Source organism: Streptomyces sp. R33 (genome assembly GCF_041200175.1).
Lineage (GTDB): Bacteria > Actinomycetota > Actinomycetes > Streptomycetales > Streptomycetaceae > Streptomyces > Streptomyces katrae_B.
The window spans coordinates 8,300,480-8,315,859 of the sequence record NZ_CP165727.1; the positions used below are offsets into that span (position 1 = coordinate 8,300,480).

Annotated in this window: 19 protein-coding genes and 4 pseudogenes; 15 read left to right on the forward strand and 8 right to left on the reverse strand. The window is 66.4% G+C overall.

Translation table 11 applies throughout. The annotated features are described in order from the left end of the window. Nucleotides 1-76: 76 nt before the first annotated feature. From AB5J51_RS38200 to AB5J51_RS38210, 3 genes and pseudogenes are all read left to right on the forward strand, one after another. Nucleotides 77-886, forward strand: a complete 810-nt coding sequence (locus AB5J51_RS38200) for a hypothetical protein (RefSeq protein ID WP_369779883.1) — start codon at nucleotides 77-79, stop codon at nucleotides 884-886. A 17-nt stretch (nucleotides 887-903) separates the two neighbouring features. Then, nucleotides 904-1,026 (forward strand): annotated as a pseudogene (locus AB5J51_RS38205) (IS630 family transposase); the annotation flags it as partial. 3 nt (nucleotides 1,027-1,029) lie between these two features. Further along, nucleotides 1,030-1,272 (forward strand): annotated as a pseudogene (locus AB5J51_RS38210) (transposase); the annotation flags it as partial. A 249-nt stretch (nucleotides 1,273-1,521) separates the two neighbouring features. Here AB5J51_RS38210 and AB5J51_RS38215 read toward each other — a convergent pair. Together AB5J51_RS38215 and AB5J51_RS38220 are read right to left on the reverse strand one after the other, a co-directional pair. Next, on the reverse strand, nucleotides 1,522-2,781 hold the full coding sequence (locus AB5J51_RS38215) for an MFS transporter (protein ID WP_369779884.1): 1,260 nt from the start codon (nucleotides 2,779-2,781) through the stop codon (nucleotides 1,522-1,524). A 49-nt stretch (nucleotides 2,782-2,830) separates the two neighbouring features. Further along, entirely contained in the window at nucleotides 2,831-3,589 is a 759-nt protein-coding gene (locus AB5J51_RS38220) for a GntR family transcriptional regulator (RefSeq protein ID WP_369779885.1), read from the reverse strand. A gap of 357 nt (nucleotides 3,590-3,946) precedes the next feature. On the opposite strand from AB5J51_RS38220, the gene AB5J51_RS38225 reads away from it, so the two are divergent. From AB5J51_RS38225 to AB5J51_RS38235, 3 genes are read left to right on the forward strand one after another with little or no spacing between them, the layout of a single operon-like run. Further along, on the forward strand, nucleotides 3,947-4,993 hold the full coding sequence (locus AB5J51_RS38225; protein WP_369780386.1) for an ISL3 family transposase: 1,047 nt from the start codon (nucleotides 3,947-3,949) through the stop codon (nucleotides 4,991-4,993). Further along, nucleotides 4,954-5,454, forward strand: a complete 501-nt coding sequence (locus AB5J51_RS38230) for a transposase (protein WP_369779886.1) — start codon at nucleotides 4,954-4,956, stop codon at nucleotides 5,452-5,454. The genes AB5J51_RS38225 and AB5J51_RS38230 overlap by 40 nt, the downstream gene beginning before the upstream one ends. A gap of 39 nt (nucleotides 5,455-5,493) precedes the next feature. After that, complete coding sequence (locus tag AB5J51_RS38235) at nucleotides 5,494-5,889, forward strand: GNAT family N-acetyltransferase (protein ID WP_369779887.1); 396 nt, start codon at nucleotides 5,494-5,496, stop codon at nucleotides 5,887-5,889. 254 nt (nucleotides 5,890-6,143) lie between these two features. On the opposite strand, the gene AB5J51_RS38240 is transcribed toward AB5J51_RS38235, so the two are convergent. After that, complete coding sequence (locus AB5J51_RS38240; RefSeq protein WP_369779888.1) at nucleotides 6,144-6,968, reverse strand: IS5 family transposase; 825 nt, start codon at nucleotides 6,966-6,968, stop codon at nucleotides 6,144-6,146. Nucleotides 6,969-7,323: 355 nt separating this feature from the next. Beyond that, on the reverse strand, nucleotides 7,324-7,836 hold the full coding sequence (locus AB5J51_RS38245) for a hypothetical protein (RefSeq protein WP_369780387.1): 513 nt from the start codon (nucleotides 7,834-7,836) through the stop codon (nucleotides 7,324-7,326). Between the two features lie 245 nt (nucleotides 7,837-8,081). On the opposite strand from AB5J51_RS38245, the gene AB5J51_RS38250 reads away from it, so the two are divergent. From AB5J51_RS38250 to AB5J51_RS38265, 4 genes and pseudogenes are all read left to right on the forward strand, one after another. Beyond that, nucleotides 8,082-8,468 carry a transposase family protein gene (locus AB5J51_RS38250; RefSeq protein WP_369779889.1) on the forward strand — a complete coding sequence of 129 codons (387 nt, stop codon included), beginning with the start codon at nucleotides 8,082-8,084 and terminating at the stop codon, nucleotides 8,466-8,468. 53 nt (nucleotides 8,469-8,521) lie between these two features. Beyond that, nucleotides 8,522-8,662, forward strand: a pseudogene (locus tag AB5J51_RS38255) (hypothetical protein); the annotation flags it as partial. Nucleotides 8,663-8,865: 203 nt separating this feature from the next. Then, on the forward strand, nucleotides 8,866-9,237 hold the full coding sequence (locus tag AB5J51_RS38260) for a hypothetical protein (RefSeq protein WP_369779890.1): 372 nt from the start codon (nucleotides 8,866-8,868) through the stop codon (nucleotides 9,235-9,237). Nucleotides 9,238-9,522: 285 nt separating this feature from the next. Then, complete coding sequence (locus tag AB5J51_RS38265) at nucleotides 9,523-10,137, forward strand: GNAT family N-acetyltransferase (RefSeq protein ID WP_369779891.1); 615 nt, start codon at nucleotides 9,523-9,525, stop codon at nucleotides 10,135-10,137. 277 nt (nucleotides 10,138-10,414) lie between these two features. On the opposite strand, the gene AB5J51_RS38270 is transcribed toward AB5J51_RS38265, so the two are convergent. Continuing rightward, entirely contained in the window at nucleotides 10,415-10,627 is a 213-nt protein-coding gene (locus AB5J51_RS38270; RefSeq protein WP_369779892.1) for a hypothetical protein, read from the reverse strand. A 31-nt stretch (nucleotides 10,628-10,658) separates the two neighbouring features. Between AB5J51_RS38270 and AB5J51_RS38275 the strand changes: the two genes are divergently transcribed. After that, nucleotides 10,659-10,892, forward strand: coding sequence for a hypothetical protein (locus AB5J51_RS38275; protein WP_369779893.1), 234 nt, complete (start codon nucleotides 10,659-10,661; stop codon nucleotides 10,890-10,892). Between the two features lie 22 nt (nucleotides 10,893-10,914). Then, entirely contained in the window at nucleotides 10,915-11,130 is a 216-nt protein-coding gene (locus AB5J51_RS38280; protein ID WP_369779894.1) for a hypothetical protein, read from the forward strand. A 250-nt stretch (nucleotides 11,131-11,380) separates the two neighbouring features. Here AB5J51_RS38280 and AB5J51_RS38285 read toward each other — a convergent pair whose 3' ends face one another. Further along, nucleotides 11,381-11,542 (reverse strand): hypothetical protein, encoded by a 162-nt coding sequence (locus AB5J51_RS38285; RefSeq protein ID WP_369779895.1) that lies wholly within the window; start codon nucleotides 11,540-11,542, stop codon nucleotides 11,381-11,383. Between the two features lie 90 nt (nucleotides 11,543-11,632). On the opposite strand from AB5J51_RS38285, the gene AB5J51_RS38290 reads away from it, so the two are divergent. Beyond that, nucleotides 11,633-12,610, forward strand: coding sequence for a helix-turn-helix transcriptional regulator (locus AB5J51_RS38290; protein ID WP_369779896.1), 978 nt, complete (start codon nucleotides 11,633-11,635; stop codon nucleotides 12,608-12,610). A gap of 40 nt (nucleotides 12,611-12,650) precedes the next feature. Here AB5J51_RS38290 and AB5J51_RS38295 read toward each other — a convergent pair whose 3' ends face one another. Then, the gene (locus AB5J51_RS38295) at nucleotides 12,651-13,034 is read right to left on the reverse strand and encodes a hypothetical protein (protein WP_133899366.1); all 384 of its coding nucleotides are present in this window, start codon (nucleotides 13,032-13,034) and stop codon (nucleotides 12,651-12,653) included. A 218-nt stretch (nucleotides 13,035-13,252) separates the two neighbouring features. On the opposite strand from AB5J51_RS38295, the pseudogene AB5J51_RS38300 reads away from it, so the two are divergent. Beyond that, a pseudogene (locus AB5J51_RS38300) lies at nucleotides 13,253-13,471 on the forward strand (ATP-binding protein); the annotation flags it as partial. A 75-nt stretch (nucleotides 13,472-13,546) separates the two neighbouring features. Then, entirely contained in the window at nucleotides 13,547-13,978 is a 432-nt protein-coding gene (locus AB5J51_RS38305; RefSeq protein ID WP_369779897.1) for a hypothetical protein, read from the forward strand. 85 nt (nucleotides 13,979-14,063) lie between these two features. On the opposite strand, the gene AB5J51_RS38310 is transcribed toward AB5J51_RS38305, so the two are convergent. After that, nucleotides 14,064-14,525, reverse strand: a complete 462-nt coding sequence (locus AB5J51_RS38310; RefSeq protein WP_136224139.1) for a hypothetical protein — start codon at nucleotides 14,523-14,525, stop codon at nucleotides 14,064-14,066. Nucleotides 14,526-15,380 lie beyond the last annotated feature (855 nt).

The following is a 15,380-nucleotide window of genomic DNA, read 5'->3' on the forward strand; positions in this document are numbered from 1 at the left end:
TGCCCCTCCCCAACTGCGCCCCGCTGATCTCCACGCGACCCTGACTAGGGGGTCGGCCACGGATCGAGGTACCGGCATGGAGACGAATGACGACCAGGGCGGGGAAGGCCAACGTAGTTCCTGGGCGCGTCGGCACTCCTGGCGGAACTGGAACACGGTGGAGCGGGTGCTCGCGGGACTGGCCGCGCTCATCGCCGTGATCACAGGAGTCGCGGTGACCTTCAAGTACATCACAAAGGAAACTCCACTCGAAAAAGAGAAGGCCCTCATCCAAAAACTGAGACCAGGCGAAACGTTCACGCGCGCCATCGAGATCATGAAGGAAAAACCTCACTACAAGATGCCGCTTCCCTCAGGAAACACGATCCATCAATATGACCGGGAGTGGGAGAGGGTTCAGCTACTGGTGAGTCCGACCGGCGAAGTACTGTCGGTGGGCATCTTTGTGCACAACAGGAAGTTCCAGCCAGAAATCAAGATCGGAACCGCGCGGGCAGTGCTCAATCGTGACACATTCGACAAATTTGGCCTGCCGATGTTCGCGTTCGGGAGCTGCGCCGTCCACTCCAGCTCGTATTACGAGGGATATTCTGGCGTAGCAAATGCCGGAGGTGGGGGGAGTCACGCGGTCGGAGTTACGGATTCGCATCGAGGGGAATTGAATACGGCTGGCGGATGCTCTGTGCCGCTGGATCAACTCGAATGCGTACAATCTGAATACGAACAGGTCGCTACGCTTAAGGAATGGGACGTCAAATGCCTTGACTCGAATCAAGGTGCCCACTTCCGCAATAGCTTGAAGATCAACTCTGTGGTAGTTTCCAGAGAGCTCAGCTTGTCTTCCGACATGTTTCAAAATCCGTACATAGTGTCAAAAGGAAATTAGTAGGGGTTCGTATCGGGATCCTGGCTGAAGGCCGGGATCGCAGCCCGTCCGAGCGGGAGGGGCAGAAGCTGCAGCAGATCGTGCGGTGGGGCAGTACCAACTCTGTGCGGTTCCGGCGGGCGATGATGCTCCTGGCCTCTTGACCGCCGGATGAAGCTGAGTTCGTCTTCGGCGACCCCGCCACCTGGGACACCGAGCAGGCGGTTACCACCACTGCTACCAGCCGCTACGGCACCGCCACCGCCCGGGCCTGGGACCGGCTCCACCCGCGCCTGGCCCACCGCGCGGCGTGGCTGGAGCACGATGGGCTCCTGCCGGTCATCGAGGGCACGGTGATCCGCCCGGCTGTCGAGAGGCTGCCCAGCGGAGGGGTGAACCGGCCGGTGGTCGCGCACCGGCGCCGGCGCCGAGGACGTCAACCGCTGACCTACGACGGGAAGAAGGAGAATCTCACCCGTCACCTCCTCATCTACGAGGATCACATCCGGCGTCGCCTCACCGTGGAGAACGCAGCCCTGCGCCCAGCCCTGGAGGCCATGATGGCGTCACAGTCATCAGACCACCCGCCAAGGACCTGGGGGACTGACTTGGCCCGGCGCCGCCACCATCGCCCTGGCCTGGGGACACCCGATCCCTCAACGCGCAAGTTCGGGGGCCTTTTCCGTGGGCAGTGCGCGCATTGTTCGAAGCGGCGACAAGAAGTTGGGGAGGACACTCAGCGTCATACCGGCTGCACCAATCCACAAGGTGCCTGTTGATCCGAATGCAGATCCCAAGGCTCCGCCCAAAAGCCCACCGAGAGGGATACCGCCCCAGGCAACGAATCGGGCTGTTGCGCTCACCCGGCCCAGAAGCCGATCCGGTGTCAGGGCCTGTTGGAAGCTTGATTGAGCCACCACGCGGACGACTCCGCCCAGTGAAAGAGCTGCGAGTCCGATCGCAGCCACGTACACGCTCCAACCCGCTCGAGCCATCGGCATGAGGACGGTCAACGGACAGGTGGCCAGTGACGCGAGCCAGATGACCCGACCGCGCCCGACCCGCTTCGAGACCCTGGTCGCCAGCAGTGAGCCCAGCAAGGCACCACAACCCATTCCCGACAGCATGAGGCCAATAGCAAAGGACTGGAGCCCCATCTCCCGTTCCAAAAATACCAGCAACATGGTTTGATACACGACCAGGAAGAGATTGAATATCGCATCCCCCAGCATGATTGCACGCAGGATATGGTTCGCGACTGCGAACTTCAGCCCTTCCCTGATCTCTCGGGCCAGCTGAGGGTGCTCACTCGGCTCTGGCTTTTGCTCGCGCTTCCGGATGGTGACCGCAAGCAGCCCCGACATGACCATCCCAGCCGAACTCACCAAAAGCGTTGCAGGAGCTCCAATCAGGCCGATTAGCGGCCCTGCCACAGTCGGCCCGCTGATACTAGTAGCCGACCGTATTGCCGACAGTTTTGAGTTTCCTTCCACGAGATTTCTGCGTCCCACCAAGTGCGGGAGATAGCTGACGTACGCAACATCGAAGAAAACAGTCAACACTCCATGAACCAAGGCGACTGCATATAGCCACCAGACGGTGAGAGCGTCTGCCCACCACGCCACCGGTATCGCCAAGAGGACCAGGGCGCGAGTGAGATCAGTGCAGATCATCACCGATCGCTTCCGCATGCGGTCCACCCACGCGCCTGCTGGCAGCCCGACCAAAAGCGATCCTGTCGCAGTCATCGCGGTAAGTAACCCCACTTGGAACTCGTCTGCATGCAATGCCGCGACGGCGACCAGAGGTAAAGCCAGAAAGATGATGCGGTCGCCTAGTTGACCAAGCGCAGTGGCAGCAAATAGTCGCCCAAAGTCCCGATCGCATAAGAGGCCGAGCCGGGATGGTTTTGGCATGGAATACCCTACTGTCGAATTTGTGATGTCTCTGTAATGGCTTCAACGGCTACGGACGGTCGACTCCGAACTCGTAGACCACTTCCCGGCGTACATCCGGAATGACCATGTCGGCCGTCTCCACCGGACGTCCGTCCGTGTCGAAGATGGTCCGCTCGATCTGAAGCACGAGGTCCCCCATGCTGATCCCCAGGAGGTTCGCCTGCACCTGGGTGGCACGAGTTGGGCGTGGCACCTCGACCACAGTGGAGATATCCACGCCAATGGAACGCATGCGCTCGAGCACCCCCTTCCCCGCCAGGGGACCCATCTCGGGCAGCACAACCGGCGTTCCATCCGTGATAGCCATCGGCTCCCAGGATTCGGAAAGCTGCACGGGTTGCCCGTCGGCGAGAAACTCGTAATGCGTATGGACGCAGAGGTCCCCAGGGCTGATGGCGAGCCGCTCGGCGATTGGCTCGGGGGCGGGGACGCGCACCTGACTGTGTGAATCCCAGGCGTCGGCCCTGCCCCGCTCCCTCCTGTCCTGCCAGAGGGGAGAGACCTCCCGGCGTTCGCGGTGCCGCGAACGGACCAGCCGCAGACGCTCTCGCGGCATGCGGACGTAGGTGCCCGAGCCGGCGCGTCCCTCGAGGAGACCGTCGATGATCAAGCGGTCCACAGCCCTCTGCATGACGTTGCGTCCGACCCCGTACTCCACGGCGAGCCGTGCCCGGGAGGGCAGACGCTCCCCGATCTCCCACTCTCCCGCGAGAATCCTTGCGCGTAGCACGTCGGCTACTGCGAGGTACGGCGCCTCTCGGGGCATGGGCGACCCTCCGGTTGTTTCACTCGATGGCAATTGGTTGTTTCTAGCGGAGCGTTGGCAAGCTACTGCACCGAGTGAAAGCTGCTGGAGTAGAAATACCCTCGGCGATCATGCGCCCACAGAAGTTTGGCTCTGTCCACGAGAACGGGCTCTGGTCCACTCCCTGTGGGTGCATACGCAGGGTGACTGTTGATCTCCGTGTGGTAAAGGGTGAGTTCGCCCGAAAAGCGCCCGGCTGGTTGGTGGCGTGGTCGACAGCCCTTCGCCGTCAACGAAGTGCTGCCGGAGTTGGACGAGCTGCTGTTTTCCTCGGTCGAGGGCGTGTTGGTGGAGTCGGTCGAGGTGACCGACGCGGTCGTGCGAGTCGGGGCCCGTACGACCGCAGGGCGGGCGGCCTGTCCGGGATGTGGATGTCGGTCAGGGCGAATACACGGCTCCTACATGCGCTTCCCTCGTGATCTGCCGACGGCGGGCAAGTTCGTCGTGGTGTCGTTGCGGATGCGGCGGTTCGTCTGCGAGGAAGAATCCTGCGAGCGCAGGACCTTCGCTGAGCAAGTACCGGGCCTCACTCGCAGGTTCGGGCGACGGACCGAGCGGCTGCGGTCGACGCTGGTGCCGGTCGGTCTTGCGCTCGCGGGCCGGGCCGGCGCCCGGATGACGGACGCCTTCAAGGCTTCGGTCAGCCGGAACACCCTGCTGAGGCTGATCGCCTCGCTTCCGGACCCCGCCTCCGCAGCACCCCGCGTCGTCGGCGTGGACGAGTACGCCCAGCGCAAGGGCCGTGTCTACGGAACCGTGCTCGTCGGCGTCGAGATACGTCGACCGGTCGACCTTCTTCCGGGCCGGGAGGCGGACACGCTCGCGGCCTGGCTCGCCGAGCGGCCCGCCATCGAGATCGTCTGCCGTGACCGGGCTCCCTTCTTTGCCGAGGGGGCCACCCGCGGCGCCCCGCAGGCCTTCCAGGTCGCCGACCGATGGCATCTCTGGCACAACCTGGGCGAAGCCGCCGAGAAATGCGTCTGCCGGCACCGCAGCTGCCTACGTCCCGCGCAGGAACAACCGGAGGAATCCCAGGAGGAACCAGAGCCGACTGCGTCATCGCCCTGGCCGACAGGGCACCGGTTCGCCGAGCGCACCCGCACCAAGCACGCCACCATCCACGCACTCCTCGCCGCCGGCCACAGCAAGCGGTCCGTCGCCCGGCAGCTCGGGATGACCCTCAACACGATCCTGCGCTTCTCCCGCGCCGCCAGCCCGGAGGAGATGTTCACCGGTCAGTGGCAAAACCGTGCGACCAGGCTCGACGCCTACAAGCCCTACCTCGATCAGCGCCGGCAGGAAGGCTGCACCAACGCCTGGAAGCTATGGGAGGAGATCAAGGAACAGGGCTATCCCCGCGGCTAGCCAGCGTCCGCGACTACGTCAGCAGGAACCTCCGCGGCAAGCCCCAACCGGTCGGCCCCCGCCCGCCGTCGGCCCGCGCCGTCACGCGCTGGATCCTCACCCACCCCGACGCCCTGACCGAAATCGACCGGCTCCAGCTCAAATCCGTCCTGGCCAACTGCCCCGAACCGACAGCACTCGCCGAGCACGTGCGTACCTTCGGCCACATGGTCGCCCACCTCCAAGGCGACCAGTTGCCGACCTGGATCGAAGCGGCCACCTCCACTACCGACCTGCCCAGCCTCCGTCACTTCGCCCAGCACCTCGAACGCGACCTCGACGCCGTCATTGCCGGCCTGACACTCCCCTGGAGCTCAGGCGTCGTCGAAGGCCACGTCAACCGGATCAAGATGCTCAAGCGTCAGATGTTCGGTCGCGCCGGCTTCGAACTCCTCCGCAAGCGAGTTCTCCTCGCTCCGTAATTCGATTGCTGGACCTGGCCCGGACTCTAAGATCGAGGAGTGACGATCGAGTACGAGTGGCGGGGCGCCTTCGAAAACACCGCCCTCAACGCGCTGCATGCTGATGGCTTCGACCACCCGGTCACTCAGACTGACTGGCGAGAACGACTTGAGCGCCACAGCCTCGGCTGGGTCTGCGCCTGGGAAGACGGCTCGCTGATCGGCTTCGTCAACGTGGTCTGGGACGGCGGAGTTCACGCCTTCGTCCTGGACACGGTGGTCGCCCAGCATCGCAAGCGGAACGGTGTTGGAGGCGCGCTGGTTGCAACAGCGGTTCAGGAAGCTCGTGCCGCGAAGTGCGAGTGGCTCCACGTTGACTTCGAGGAGCACCTTCGTTCCTTCTACTTCGACGCCTGCGGCTTCAAGCAGACGACAGCCGGACTGATCGCCCTGTAACTGGACCAGGCCCTGGGCCAGGATGCACAGGGTCAGAAGCAGTATCAGCAAGCCCTCGCCAGACCCCTGACCCAATCTCAGACGTCACCGGGAGTGACTGCACCACAGGAAGTGCACCAGAGCCGTTCTCGGGTTCTGGCACAGATCTTGGGAGAGGTCGCGGAGCGTCACCTAGTGCTATGACCGAGGACGTTCACCGGGTTGGCGGTGGTGCTAAGTGAGCGTTTGATTCTCGGTTGTCTGTTTCATTTGGGTCAGGTGTCGCGCCAGTTGGGGGTGTTTTGGTGGGTGAGGCGTCGGGTCATGAGGTTGATGGCGGCGATTTGGATCATGGCTGCTGATCGGTGTGGGTGGGTTTCGTAGTCGCGGGCCAGGCGGCGGTGGTGCATGAGCCAGCCGAGGGTTCTTTCGACGACCCAGCGGCGGGGTTGGACGGTGAAGCCGCGGGTGTGGGGGTCGCGTTGGACGATCTCGAGGTCGATGCCGCGGGTGGCGGCGTGTTCGATGGCTTTGTTCTTGTAGCCGTTGTCGGCCCAGGCTTTGGTGATGGTGGGATGGCGGGCTGCGAGGTGGTCGATGAGATGGGTGCCGGCGGTGGAGTCGTGGACGCTGGCGGCGGTGACGAGGACGGCCAGGAGGAGGCCGAGGGTGTCGGTGGCGATGTGCCGTTTGCGTCCGATGATCTTTTTCGCGGGGTCGATTCCCTGGTCGGTGAGGTGGACGTTGGCTGAGGTCTTGATGCTTTGGGAGTCGAGCAGGCAGGCGGTGGGCTCTGGTTCGCGGCCTTCGGCCTGGCGGAGCAGGCTGCGCAGGAGGCCGTTGAGGTGGTCGAAGATGCCGTCGTTTTGCCAGTGGGCGAAGTAGCCGTAGACGCTCTGCCAGGGTGGGAAGTCGTGCGGTAGGTAGCGCCAGGGGATGCCGGTGCGGTCGACGTAGAGGATGGCGTTCATGAGGGCCCGCAGGTCGTGGTGGGGCCGGCGGATTCCGGCGCGGGCCTGGCGCCAGGTTTCGAGAGTGGGGCGGATCAGTTCCCATCGCGCGTCGGACAGGTCGCTGGGGTAGGGCCGGGGTGGTCGCATGATGTGGGGATACCGGCGCTTGGAGCTGTCGGGGAGGGCGTGTGCGGTGGCATCGGGAGCGTTGGCAGGTGTCCTGGATATGTCGCGAAGTAGGGCATGTGTAATTGAGACGGGATGTTCCGGGGTTAACGGGGTCACTTCGTCTGCCGACTGCTCTTCAGAAAAGCCATATTCCAGCACAGACGGCACGACAACTCTGCGGCACCGGCGGTTCAGAACCGCATCAGACCAGCGCGAACATAACCAAAACGCTCACTAAGGGCCCGCCGCCCTTGCAGCCCAGCCATCGACCACGCTTGTCAGATCGGGAAGCCGCGAGAAAGGGGAGTAGCTGATGCCCATCACTCGGTGAGGGCTATGCCTGTCCCCATGCCCGGAGCCGTTTTGCATACGACCAGGTCACCGCGGCCATCAGGGCAGGGATTGCGAACAGCGGGGCGAAAGCGAGCCACCAGACGGTCAGTGCCGTATCGCTCGACATGTACGTCTGGCTTTCGACGGTGAAGGCGACCACGAGTTGCCACAGCGCCATCAGGACCAGGACGCCCGAGGCGGTCCAGGCCAGCGTGGCGAGGGCCCGGGGGCGCAGCGGCTGCCAACGGTCGCTGACGAGTAGCAGCGGAAACAGAGCGGCTACCTCGGCAAGGACGGAGAGGCCGACGACGTACGCGATGCCCCATCCCGGGATGTCGAAGATGTCGCGCAGCACCTGGTCGCTGTAGCCCACATAGACACCGGAGGCCATCGCGATGCGCCACAGACCGGACGGGACTGCGCAGAGGGCTATGGCGTGGGCAGCGCGGCGAGCCCAGACAGGCGCGGGGGCGAAGGCGGGGAGGGAAGCGTTGGCTGTCGTCATGACGTACATGCTGGCCTCGGACACCGCTGCTGCGCATCGTCCGCTACGGCGGGCTGCCTACCCCTGCGGGGGGACGGTGCGCCCACTGAGGTAGGACCTGAAGAGGCCCCCAATCACCCGACAGCTGGGTTGTCCAACCCTCCGGCGATCGTCTATGGCGACCAACCTGGTGAATGTTCCCGGTTACTGGATGTTCGATTCGGAGGGGCTGGGTCGCGTGAGACCGCGTACGCCTGTCCGTCTGACAGCCGGGAATGACGCTGCGTCAGGTCCTCGGCCGTCTCTTTCGTGGTCGGCTGTGGACGGTGATGGTGCTGGTCATGCAGACCGATGCATCGTTCTGGGACTCGCTCGTGTTCGACGGGATCGCCAACGTGGATGTCGAGGCGGTGGCTGCCGCGTTCGGCCTGGTCGAGGTGGTGGCGAGAGGCAGGGTGGCCGGGGCGGAGTGTCCGGACTGCGGCCGCTTCTCGGACCGGGTGCATGACCGCCATCAGCGCAGGTTGAAGGATCTTCCACTCGCTGAGCAGGGCGTCGTGATCCGGTTGGTGGTCCGGCGTTTCGTGTGTGGGGCGGCGGACTGTCCGCGCCGGGCGTTCGCCGAGCCGTTCTCCCGGTTGGCGGCCCGGTACGCACGGTGATCCGTCGCGGCCAGACCTACTCCACCGTCTTCACCAGCATCGAAGACCACCGCGTGGTCGATGTCCTCCCGACACGTGAGGCCGGGTCGCTGGCCGCGTGGCTGATCCGACACCCCGGCGTGGAGATTATCTGCCGGGACCGGGCGGGCGCCTACGCCGAGGGTGCCCGGCGCGGCGCCCCCGACGCTCTGCAGGTCGCTGACCGGTTCCATCTGTGGCAGGGCCTCGGCCGGGCCGTGGAGACCTGCGTCGCCGCCCACCGCGGCTGTGCGCAACCCGTCGCCCAGCGGCGTGCTGCTGGAGACGACTTGCCCGGACTCCGGTCGGCTGCTGGGCGACTCGGACCCGTCGGCCGGCGGGCCGAGCGCAAGAAGGCCGCGCACACCTGGTCCACGAGTTGCTCGCCCAAGGCCACTCACGCCGGGCGATCGCCCGGTACCTGGGCTGCGGCCTCAACACCGTGCTCCGGTACGCGTCCGCCGCACGCTGGCAGGACACCTTCCACGAGAACCGGCCCCGGCCCAGCAGACTGGACCCCTACGAGCCCTACCTGCAGCAACGATTCACCGAGGGATGTACCAGCGTCACCCACCTGCACAGCGAACTGGTTGCCGAGCAAGCTCCCGTCACCTACGCTATGGTCCGCGCCCACCTCGCCACCCTCCGCACGGCTCCGTCCGACGCGCCGCCCCGGCCACAGTCGATGCCAGCCAACTACCCGGCCTCACCGGCTTCGCACTCCACCTGCTCCGGGACCTCGACGCCGTGACAGCCGGGCTCACCCTCGACTGGAGCTCCGGCAGCATCGGGGGCGCCGTGAACCGCATCAAGAAGATCAAGAGGCGGCTCTACGGTCGAGCCGGATTCGAACTACTCTGCATAGTGACCCTGCTTCAGTGACACTCAGCAACGACTCCCCAAGGTCTGTGCCAGAACCGAGAAATGACGGCACTGCCGTGTCCGAGAAGCGGGATGTCGGCGCAGCAGGTCAACCTGTCCCACCGGGTACAGCCGAACGTGCACAGGTCAAGGGACGCTCTGGGATGGATCTCGGTTGTCCGGCATATCGAGCGTCTACGATCGGCGCCATGCCCCGTGGCACGCCAGCGCGTTCGCCCGTGAGATGGTTGCTGTCATGACTGTTGGCGCGCCGGGCAGCGAGGTTCTACTCGAGACGAGTCGGCTGCTGCTCAGACCTTGGCGGGTAGACGAGGCTGTCGTCCAGCGTGAACTGTGGACCGAACGTGATCCACGAGTGCCGCCGCACCGCCGAATCGACGCGGACGGACACCCCACGGTCGCGGAGCTCGAGGATTCGATCCGCACCAACAAGGTGTGGTCGACCGGGTTGCTGGCGGTCGAACGGAAGGCGTCTCGTGACGTCATCGGCTATTGCGGGCTGGTCGACAGCGGGCGAGGATCGGTAGGGGAACCGGAACTGGCATTCGAGCTGCTACGCCGAATGTGGCGTCAGGGATACGCGACCGAGGCCTCGTTGGCGGTTCTGGAATGGGCGCGATCGTCTGGGTACGAACGTCTGTGGGCCACGGTCTGGGACTGGAACACTGCTTCTCGCAGAGTGCTGGCCAAGGTCGGGTTCACCGAGACCGATCGGAAGGAAGTGGACGTGGTACACGGGACCACCTTGTTCACCACGAGACGGCTCTGACACACCCGACGTTTGACCTTGCGGACGGATCCGTGCAGTGCCCGGGCCCTCGCGTCGCGGCCGGGACGGCGCGGCGGCGCGGGCCGGCGGGGTGCTCAGGGCGGTGGTCACCTGGAGTGCTGCCGCTGGGTGCCTCTTGCAGGGTGTTGGTTGCGCTGGCTGTGGCCCCTGCGGTCACCGAGCGAGTATTGCCCGGACCCGCTGCTCGCCTTCGGTGCTCAGTCCCCGGTGTCCGGTGATCCCAACCCGCACGCTCAACCCCTTCTCCTTCTTGGCTTTACAGGTAAACGTCGCGCAACTGCGCATCGAACTCCCGCACCACCTTGGGCGGAGAGGTGAGCGCGAGGGAGCGGCGGACCGCCCGCGCCCGGTCCACGATCCGTCCCGACCGGTACTTGAGTCCCGTCTCCAGCGCCCGCCCGGCGAGCGCGAACGCGGCTTCGACCCGTCCGGCGGCGAGATGGCCGGCGGCGAGGTCGAGCACGGTCAAGGCGCGTTGCCCGACGACTACCGTCGCGTGAGTGACCTTCGCCTTCACCTGGTGGGACCGCGAGGTCAAACGGGTCATGAGTGCCGAGGACTACTCGACCGGTCCCGGGCGGGAGTTCGCCTCCCGGCCCCAGCGGGAAGCCGCGGCCGCCGAGCGGATGGCCGAGCTCCGTGAGCAGCTGCGCGACCTGCTCGCAGACATGGTGGGCATCCCGCTTCCCGGCGAACTCGCGACCCGTTCCTCGCACTGGCCGCCTCTGTCTTGAGGCCGCAGCACTGGAGCCTGACGTGGTCGACGCACGGCTGCTGGCGCTCGACGAGGTGACGCACAAATGGGTCACGGCGCACTTCACTGGTACCGGGTACAGGCTCAGAGCCCTTTCCGACACCGTTTTCACTGGTGTGCATGAGCTGGCCACGGCGGAGGGCGAGGCCGCTCGTGAAGAGCTCAGGGGCCACCTGGGATCGGTGAACGACATCCTTGCCATGAGTGCGCGGGACTGAGCGGCGCATGCCCGGTCGGCCGACGGGCAGGCCCTGGCGCGCTTGGAGCGGCGCGCCCAGGTCTGACCGCCGACCGGGCCGAGGCTGAGCATCTGCGCACAGTGCTGCGCGATCGGCTGACCCACCTCGAGCGTTTGGAGCCGGAGGTCGCGGCGTTCGCCGCGCGACATCGAGGAGTTGGCAACGGGCCGTACCGCCGCCCCCATGGCCGCCGAAGCGATGTGGGTGCCGAGGCGGGTGCGGAGGTGGCTCACTCCCGTCCCCGGACGGTCCGGATGACCTCCGTGGCGCCCCTGAGAACCCGCGCGCGGTGCTCGGAGCGGGTGCCCTTCATCGTCAGGCGGGTCACGAGGACGGCCGCGGCCGACACGACCACCGTGACGACCACGACGACCAGCGCTCCGAGCAGCAAGGGCTCCAGCGTTCCCGACGTATGCTGGGGCACGCACTGTCGGCCGCACCCGCCGTGCCGCGCTCCCTGCTGAAGAGGACGCTCACCACCATGCCTGATCAGCCACACGCGGACCCACCCGGCATCAAGAGCGTCCGGACAACCGACGTGGACGTCGCCCGCGACTGGCTGAGGGCGGCGTACGGAACGAGCCTGCGCATGAAGGCACCTGCCCCGCACAGCTCCTTCTGGTACACCCGCACCGCCGCCGGTCCCGTGTCGCTCAGCACCCTGTCCTTGCCGACGGACTACGCCTACACCACAGACCCCCTGGGGGCGGTGGCCATCACGCACGTGGTCAGCGGCCGCATGGCACGCGAGTGCGCAGACGACGTTACCGAAGCCGGGCCAGGCGACGTCCTCGCGATCTCGCAGCCCCACCTTCCCTACGCGGGCCGCGTGCAAGCGGCCGAGCTGCGCGCCGTGACGGTTCCGCTTGCCCTGCTGGAACAGCTCGCGGGCCGCATGCCCGGAGGGTCCGCCCGCCCGTTACGCTTCACCCGCTTCACTCCGGCCTCCGAGGCCCTGGCCGCTCAGTGGAAGAGGACCGTCGACTACGTCGAGGAGAGCATCCCGGCCCTGCCGGTGGAGAGCGAACCCCTTGTGATCGACGCCGTCGCCAGGATGCTCGCCGCCACCGTCCTCGCCACCTTCCCCAATAACGCCCGCCCCGAGCCCGTGCTCGCGGACACCCGGGACGCGACGCCGGAGACCGTACGCCGGGCGGTCGCCTTCATCGAGTCGGAGCCGGATGCCGAAATCGGCTTGGGCGAGATGGCCGCAGCCGCCGGCGTCACGCCGAGGGCCCTCCAGTACGCGTTCAGACGCCACCTCGGGACGACTCCGACGGCCTACCTGCGCCGCGTACGGCTGGCTCTCGCCCATGCCGACCTGCTCGCGGCGGATCCGTCGCGCGACACGGTGACGGCCATCGCCAACCGGTGGGGCTTCCATCACCAGGGACGCTTTTCCGCCGCCTACCGCGCCGCCTACGGAGGCCCTCCCCGGCGCACGCTGGCCGAATCCTGACCAGGGACCACAGGTTGCCAGCCCTGTGGTCCCCCTCGGCCTAACCGTCCGCCTCCTCGCCCGTCGGCGACGCCGTCCCGGGCCAGACGACCACGAGCTGATTCCCGCGCGTGGCGACATCGAGACCCGCTTCGCGCAGAATCACGGCGAGGGCAGTCTGGAGCGCCTTGTGCAGGCCGGCCAGCGAAGTGAATCGGGAAAAGTCTTCTTCGTGCCCGTGGACTTGAACGGTCGGCCGCAGCACCTCACGTGCAACCCACCCCACCATGACCCCCTCCGGCGCCCTCCACACACGCAGGCCGTCGCCCCACTTCGACGTCGTGTCGAAACCGGCTCGGGCCAAGATGCGCCGCACCCGCTCGCAATCGTCGTTGGTTCCGTCCTCGGGAGGCTCGGTGGTCGGTGTGGTCGGTGTGGGTGGCATGTAACTACTCCAGCGACCCGGCGGCGCAGGCGAAAGCCGCTGCGCGAAGAGATCCTCACGCGCCGAGCCGGAAAACGAAGCAGGCGCCGGCGCCGCATCAGTGCACGCCGCCGTCCTCGGCCGCGCGAGTGCGTCGAGCGCCTCTATGGGTGCCCGACGGGCGCGCTTGGCTGGTGACCAGCCGGCACCCTGACCATGGACCGTTGCAGCCCGCCCGCGGCCCGTCGGGCACGGGGAAGAGCCATTCACCGAAGCCCTCGGGCAGTCCGCGGTCGAAGCCGGCCTGACCGTCGCCTGGTTCCACCATCGAGGACCTCGGAGCCCTCGTCCGCTGCCACCACGCAGACGACTCCATCACCCGGGCCCTCGCGAATATCGTCCGGTCTGACCTGATCATCGTCGACATCGGCCTGCTGCCCGTCTCGCCAGGCGCCGCGGTGACGAAGGAACCGCGACGGCTCCGGGTCCCAAACCGTTTGACCTCGGTGCCCAGCGCGGTGTGACATGTGGGCATGAGCAGAATGGCGCAGGTCATCGTGTTGGCCCGGTACGAGGATGAGGTGATGGAGCCGCTGACGCGGCCGGACGAAGCCCGCACCTGGCAGGGCTGCTTCGTGCAGATCCCCATGTTCGTCGGGGGCTGGCACATCGAATTCGAGCGGTGGAACCGGCGCCTCGGGGTGCTCAAGGACCTGGAGTCCCTGCCCTGGAACGAGCCCGCCTGCGTCCAGGTCATGCTGCACGACGAGGACGATGACCTGTTCGGTCTGTGGATGTTCCGGGACGGAGTCCTCGTGGAGGTGGGGATCCCCGGCACCCAGCGGGTGCACTGCGCTTCCTCGCCGTGGGACGTGGATCCCGGCTTCCTGGTCCGGACCGGTCTGGGCAGGGGAGAGGACCGGCACTCGCCGGAGCACGTACAAGACCCGCGGTTGTGCTGGTGACCCGGCGCAGAAAGGGGCCGGACAAATGCCTGCCCGGGGCCGGACCGGTTTCGTCTGGCTCCGGGCAGGACTGGTTGGACAGGTCCTAGGAAGGGGCACAGGTGCGGTCGCCGGCGTCGCTGAGCTGGAGCGGAGCCTTGGACGTCGTGCCGTCGTGGCTCAGGAGCAACGTGATGCTGCCCTTCGTGTAGTCCGGGAACCACACCGCGTACAGGGTCCGGGCACCGTCCGCGACGGTACCGACCCGGCGGACTTCCAGGGGTTCGCCGCTGCACGTCGCAGAGGTCACCTGCTGGTGGTCGGTAGCGAAGAGACGAACCCAGCCATCGGTGAAGAGGGTTGCGAGCCGGTCCACCCCGCGCGAGTTTCCGATGGCCATGGGATCGGTGGCGCAGGCCCGCTCGGAGAAGCCAGTTTCGCCGACCGACGCCCAGCACAGGCGCCGGTCGGACGTCTCCCAGGCGTAGGCGGCGCCGGTTGGCCAAGCCTCGACCAGCATCAGGCCCTGGGAGCCGGGGGCGTCGGGGCCCACTGCCCCCGATGCCATCAGGGTGGTACGGCTCCGGTTGATCACCGCGGTCAGATCCGGAGGCGAGGGAGTCGGCGCAGCGGTCGAGGCGGAGGCTTGAGTGGCCGACGGCTTCGCAGCGGTCCCTTCCCCGCCTGAGCAGCCCGTAGAGGCCGTGACCAGCAATATCGCTGCCCCGAAGGCGGCGCGAAGTACGTTTCGCATGAGTGTTCCCCCCCTTTTTTGTGCTCCCCCGCGACCGGGGCAGCAACAGAGGATCACACACAGCAGCCGGGTCCGGACCACTACCCCGCCGCCAACTTCCATGCGGATCGCGAGCGTGGGCACGCTACGAGCTCGGGCGGCAGCTCGGCGCTGCAACGTCTCGAACGACAGCTGGCCCGCTTCCGGACCCCAGACCAGCAGCTCACCATCCAGGACCAGCCCCGGCGGGAGCTCTCCACCGCTGTTAGACGACTCTCTGCGCGGCGATGAGGCGGGGGTGACGGCGACACCCCCGTTGCACACGGGCTGTGGTCGCGCCTGGGTCCCGGTCGTCTCTTCGTGTGCGACGACGCGTTGAAACACGAACGGGGCCGTCGACGTGTCCCTGTCCACGGTCATCTGCAAACGCGTAGGGGCTGGCCTCGCTTGGACGCTTCGCCTTCGCCGCAGGCCACCCCGCCGCGTTCGCCTGCTTCGACGGCTTCGGGACCTGGGCCGCTGATCTCGTACGTCAAGCGGATCAGATCCGGCCTGTCCGCGCGCGCTCCCCACTGTGATCACCCCACTGATTCGCACGAGTGTGTGGCACATCCGCCTGCCTGATGCTGCGTCACTCATGCAGCCTCTTTTTTCGTTTTGCGGTCTATTGCCCTGAAATATGCGTCAATA

Bases quoted from the DNA above. Each gene is read 5' to 3' on its own strand.
- AB5J51_RS38200 (WP_369779883.1), top strand. From the start codon at position 77: ATGGAGACGAATGACGACCAGGGCGGGGAAGGCCAACGTAGTTCCTGG.
- AB5J51_RS38215 (WP_369779884.1), bottom strand. From the start codon at position 2,781: ATGCCAAAACCATCCCGGCTCGGCCTCTTATGCGATCGGGACTTTGGG.
- AB5J51_RS38220 (WP_369779885.1), bottom strand. From the start codon at position 3,589: ATGCCCCGAGAGGCGCCGTACCTCGCAGTAGCCGACGTGCTACGCGCA.
- AB5J51_RS38230 (WP_369779886.1), top strand. From the start codon at position 4,954: ATGGGAGGAGATCAAGGAACAGGGCTATCCCCGCGGCTAGCCAGCGTC.
- AB5J51_RS38240 (WP_369779888.1), bottom strand. From the start codon at position 6,968: ATGCGACCACCCCGGCCCTACCCCAGCGACCTGTCCGACGCGCGATGG.
- AB5J51_RS38245 (WP_369780387.1), bottom strand. From the start codon at position 7,836: ATGTACGTCATGACGACAGCCAACGCTTCCCTCCCCGCCTTCGCCCCC.
- AB5J51_RS38250 (WP_369779889.1), top strand. From the start codon at position 8,082: ATGACGCTGCGTCAGGTCCTCGGCCGTCTCTTTCGTGGTCGGCTGTGG.
- AB5J51_RS38290 (WP_369779896.1), top strand. From the start codon at position 11,633: ATGCCTGATCAGCCACACGCGGACCCACCCGGCATCAAGAGCGTCCGG.
- AB5J51_RS38295 (WP_133899366.1), bottom strand. From the start codon at position 13,034: ATGCCACCCACACCGACCACACCGACCACCGAGCCTCCCGAGGACGGA.
- AB5J51_RS38305 (WP_369779897.1), top strand. From the start codon at position 13,547: ATGAGCAGAATGGCGCAGGTCATCGTGTTGGCCCGGTACGAGGATGAG.
- AB5J51_RS38310 (WP_136224139.1), bottom strand. From the start codon at position 14,525: ATGGCATCGGGGGCAGTGGGCCCCGACGCCCCCGGCTCCCAGGGCCTG.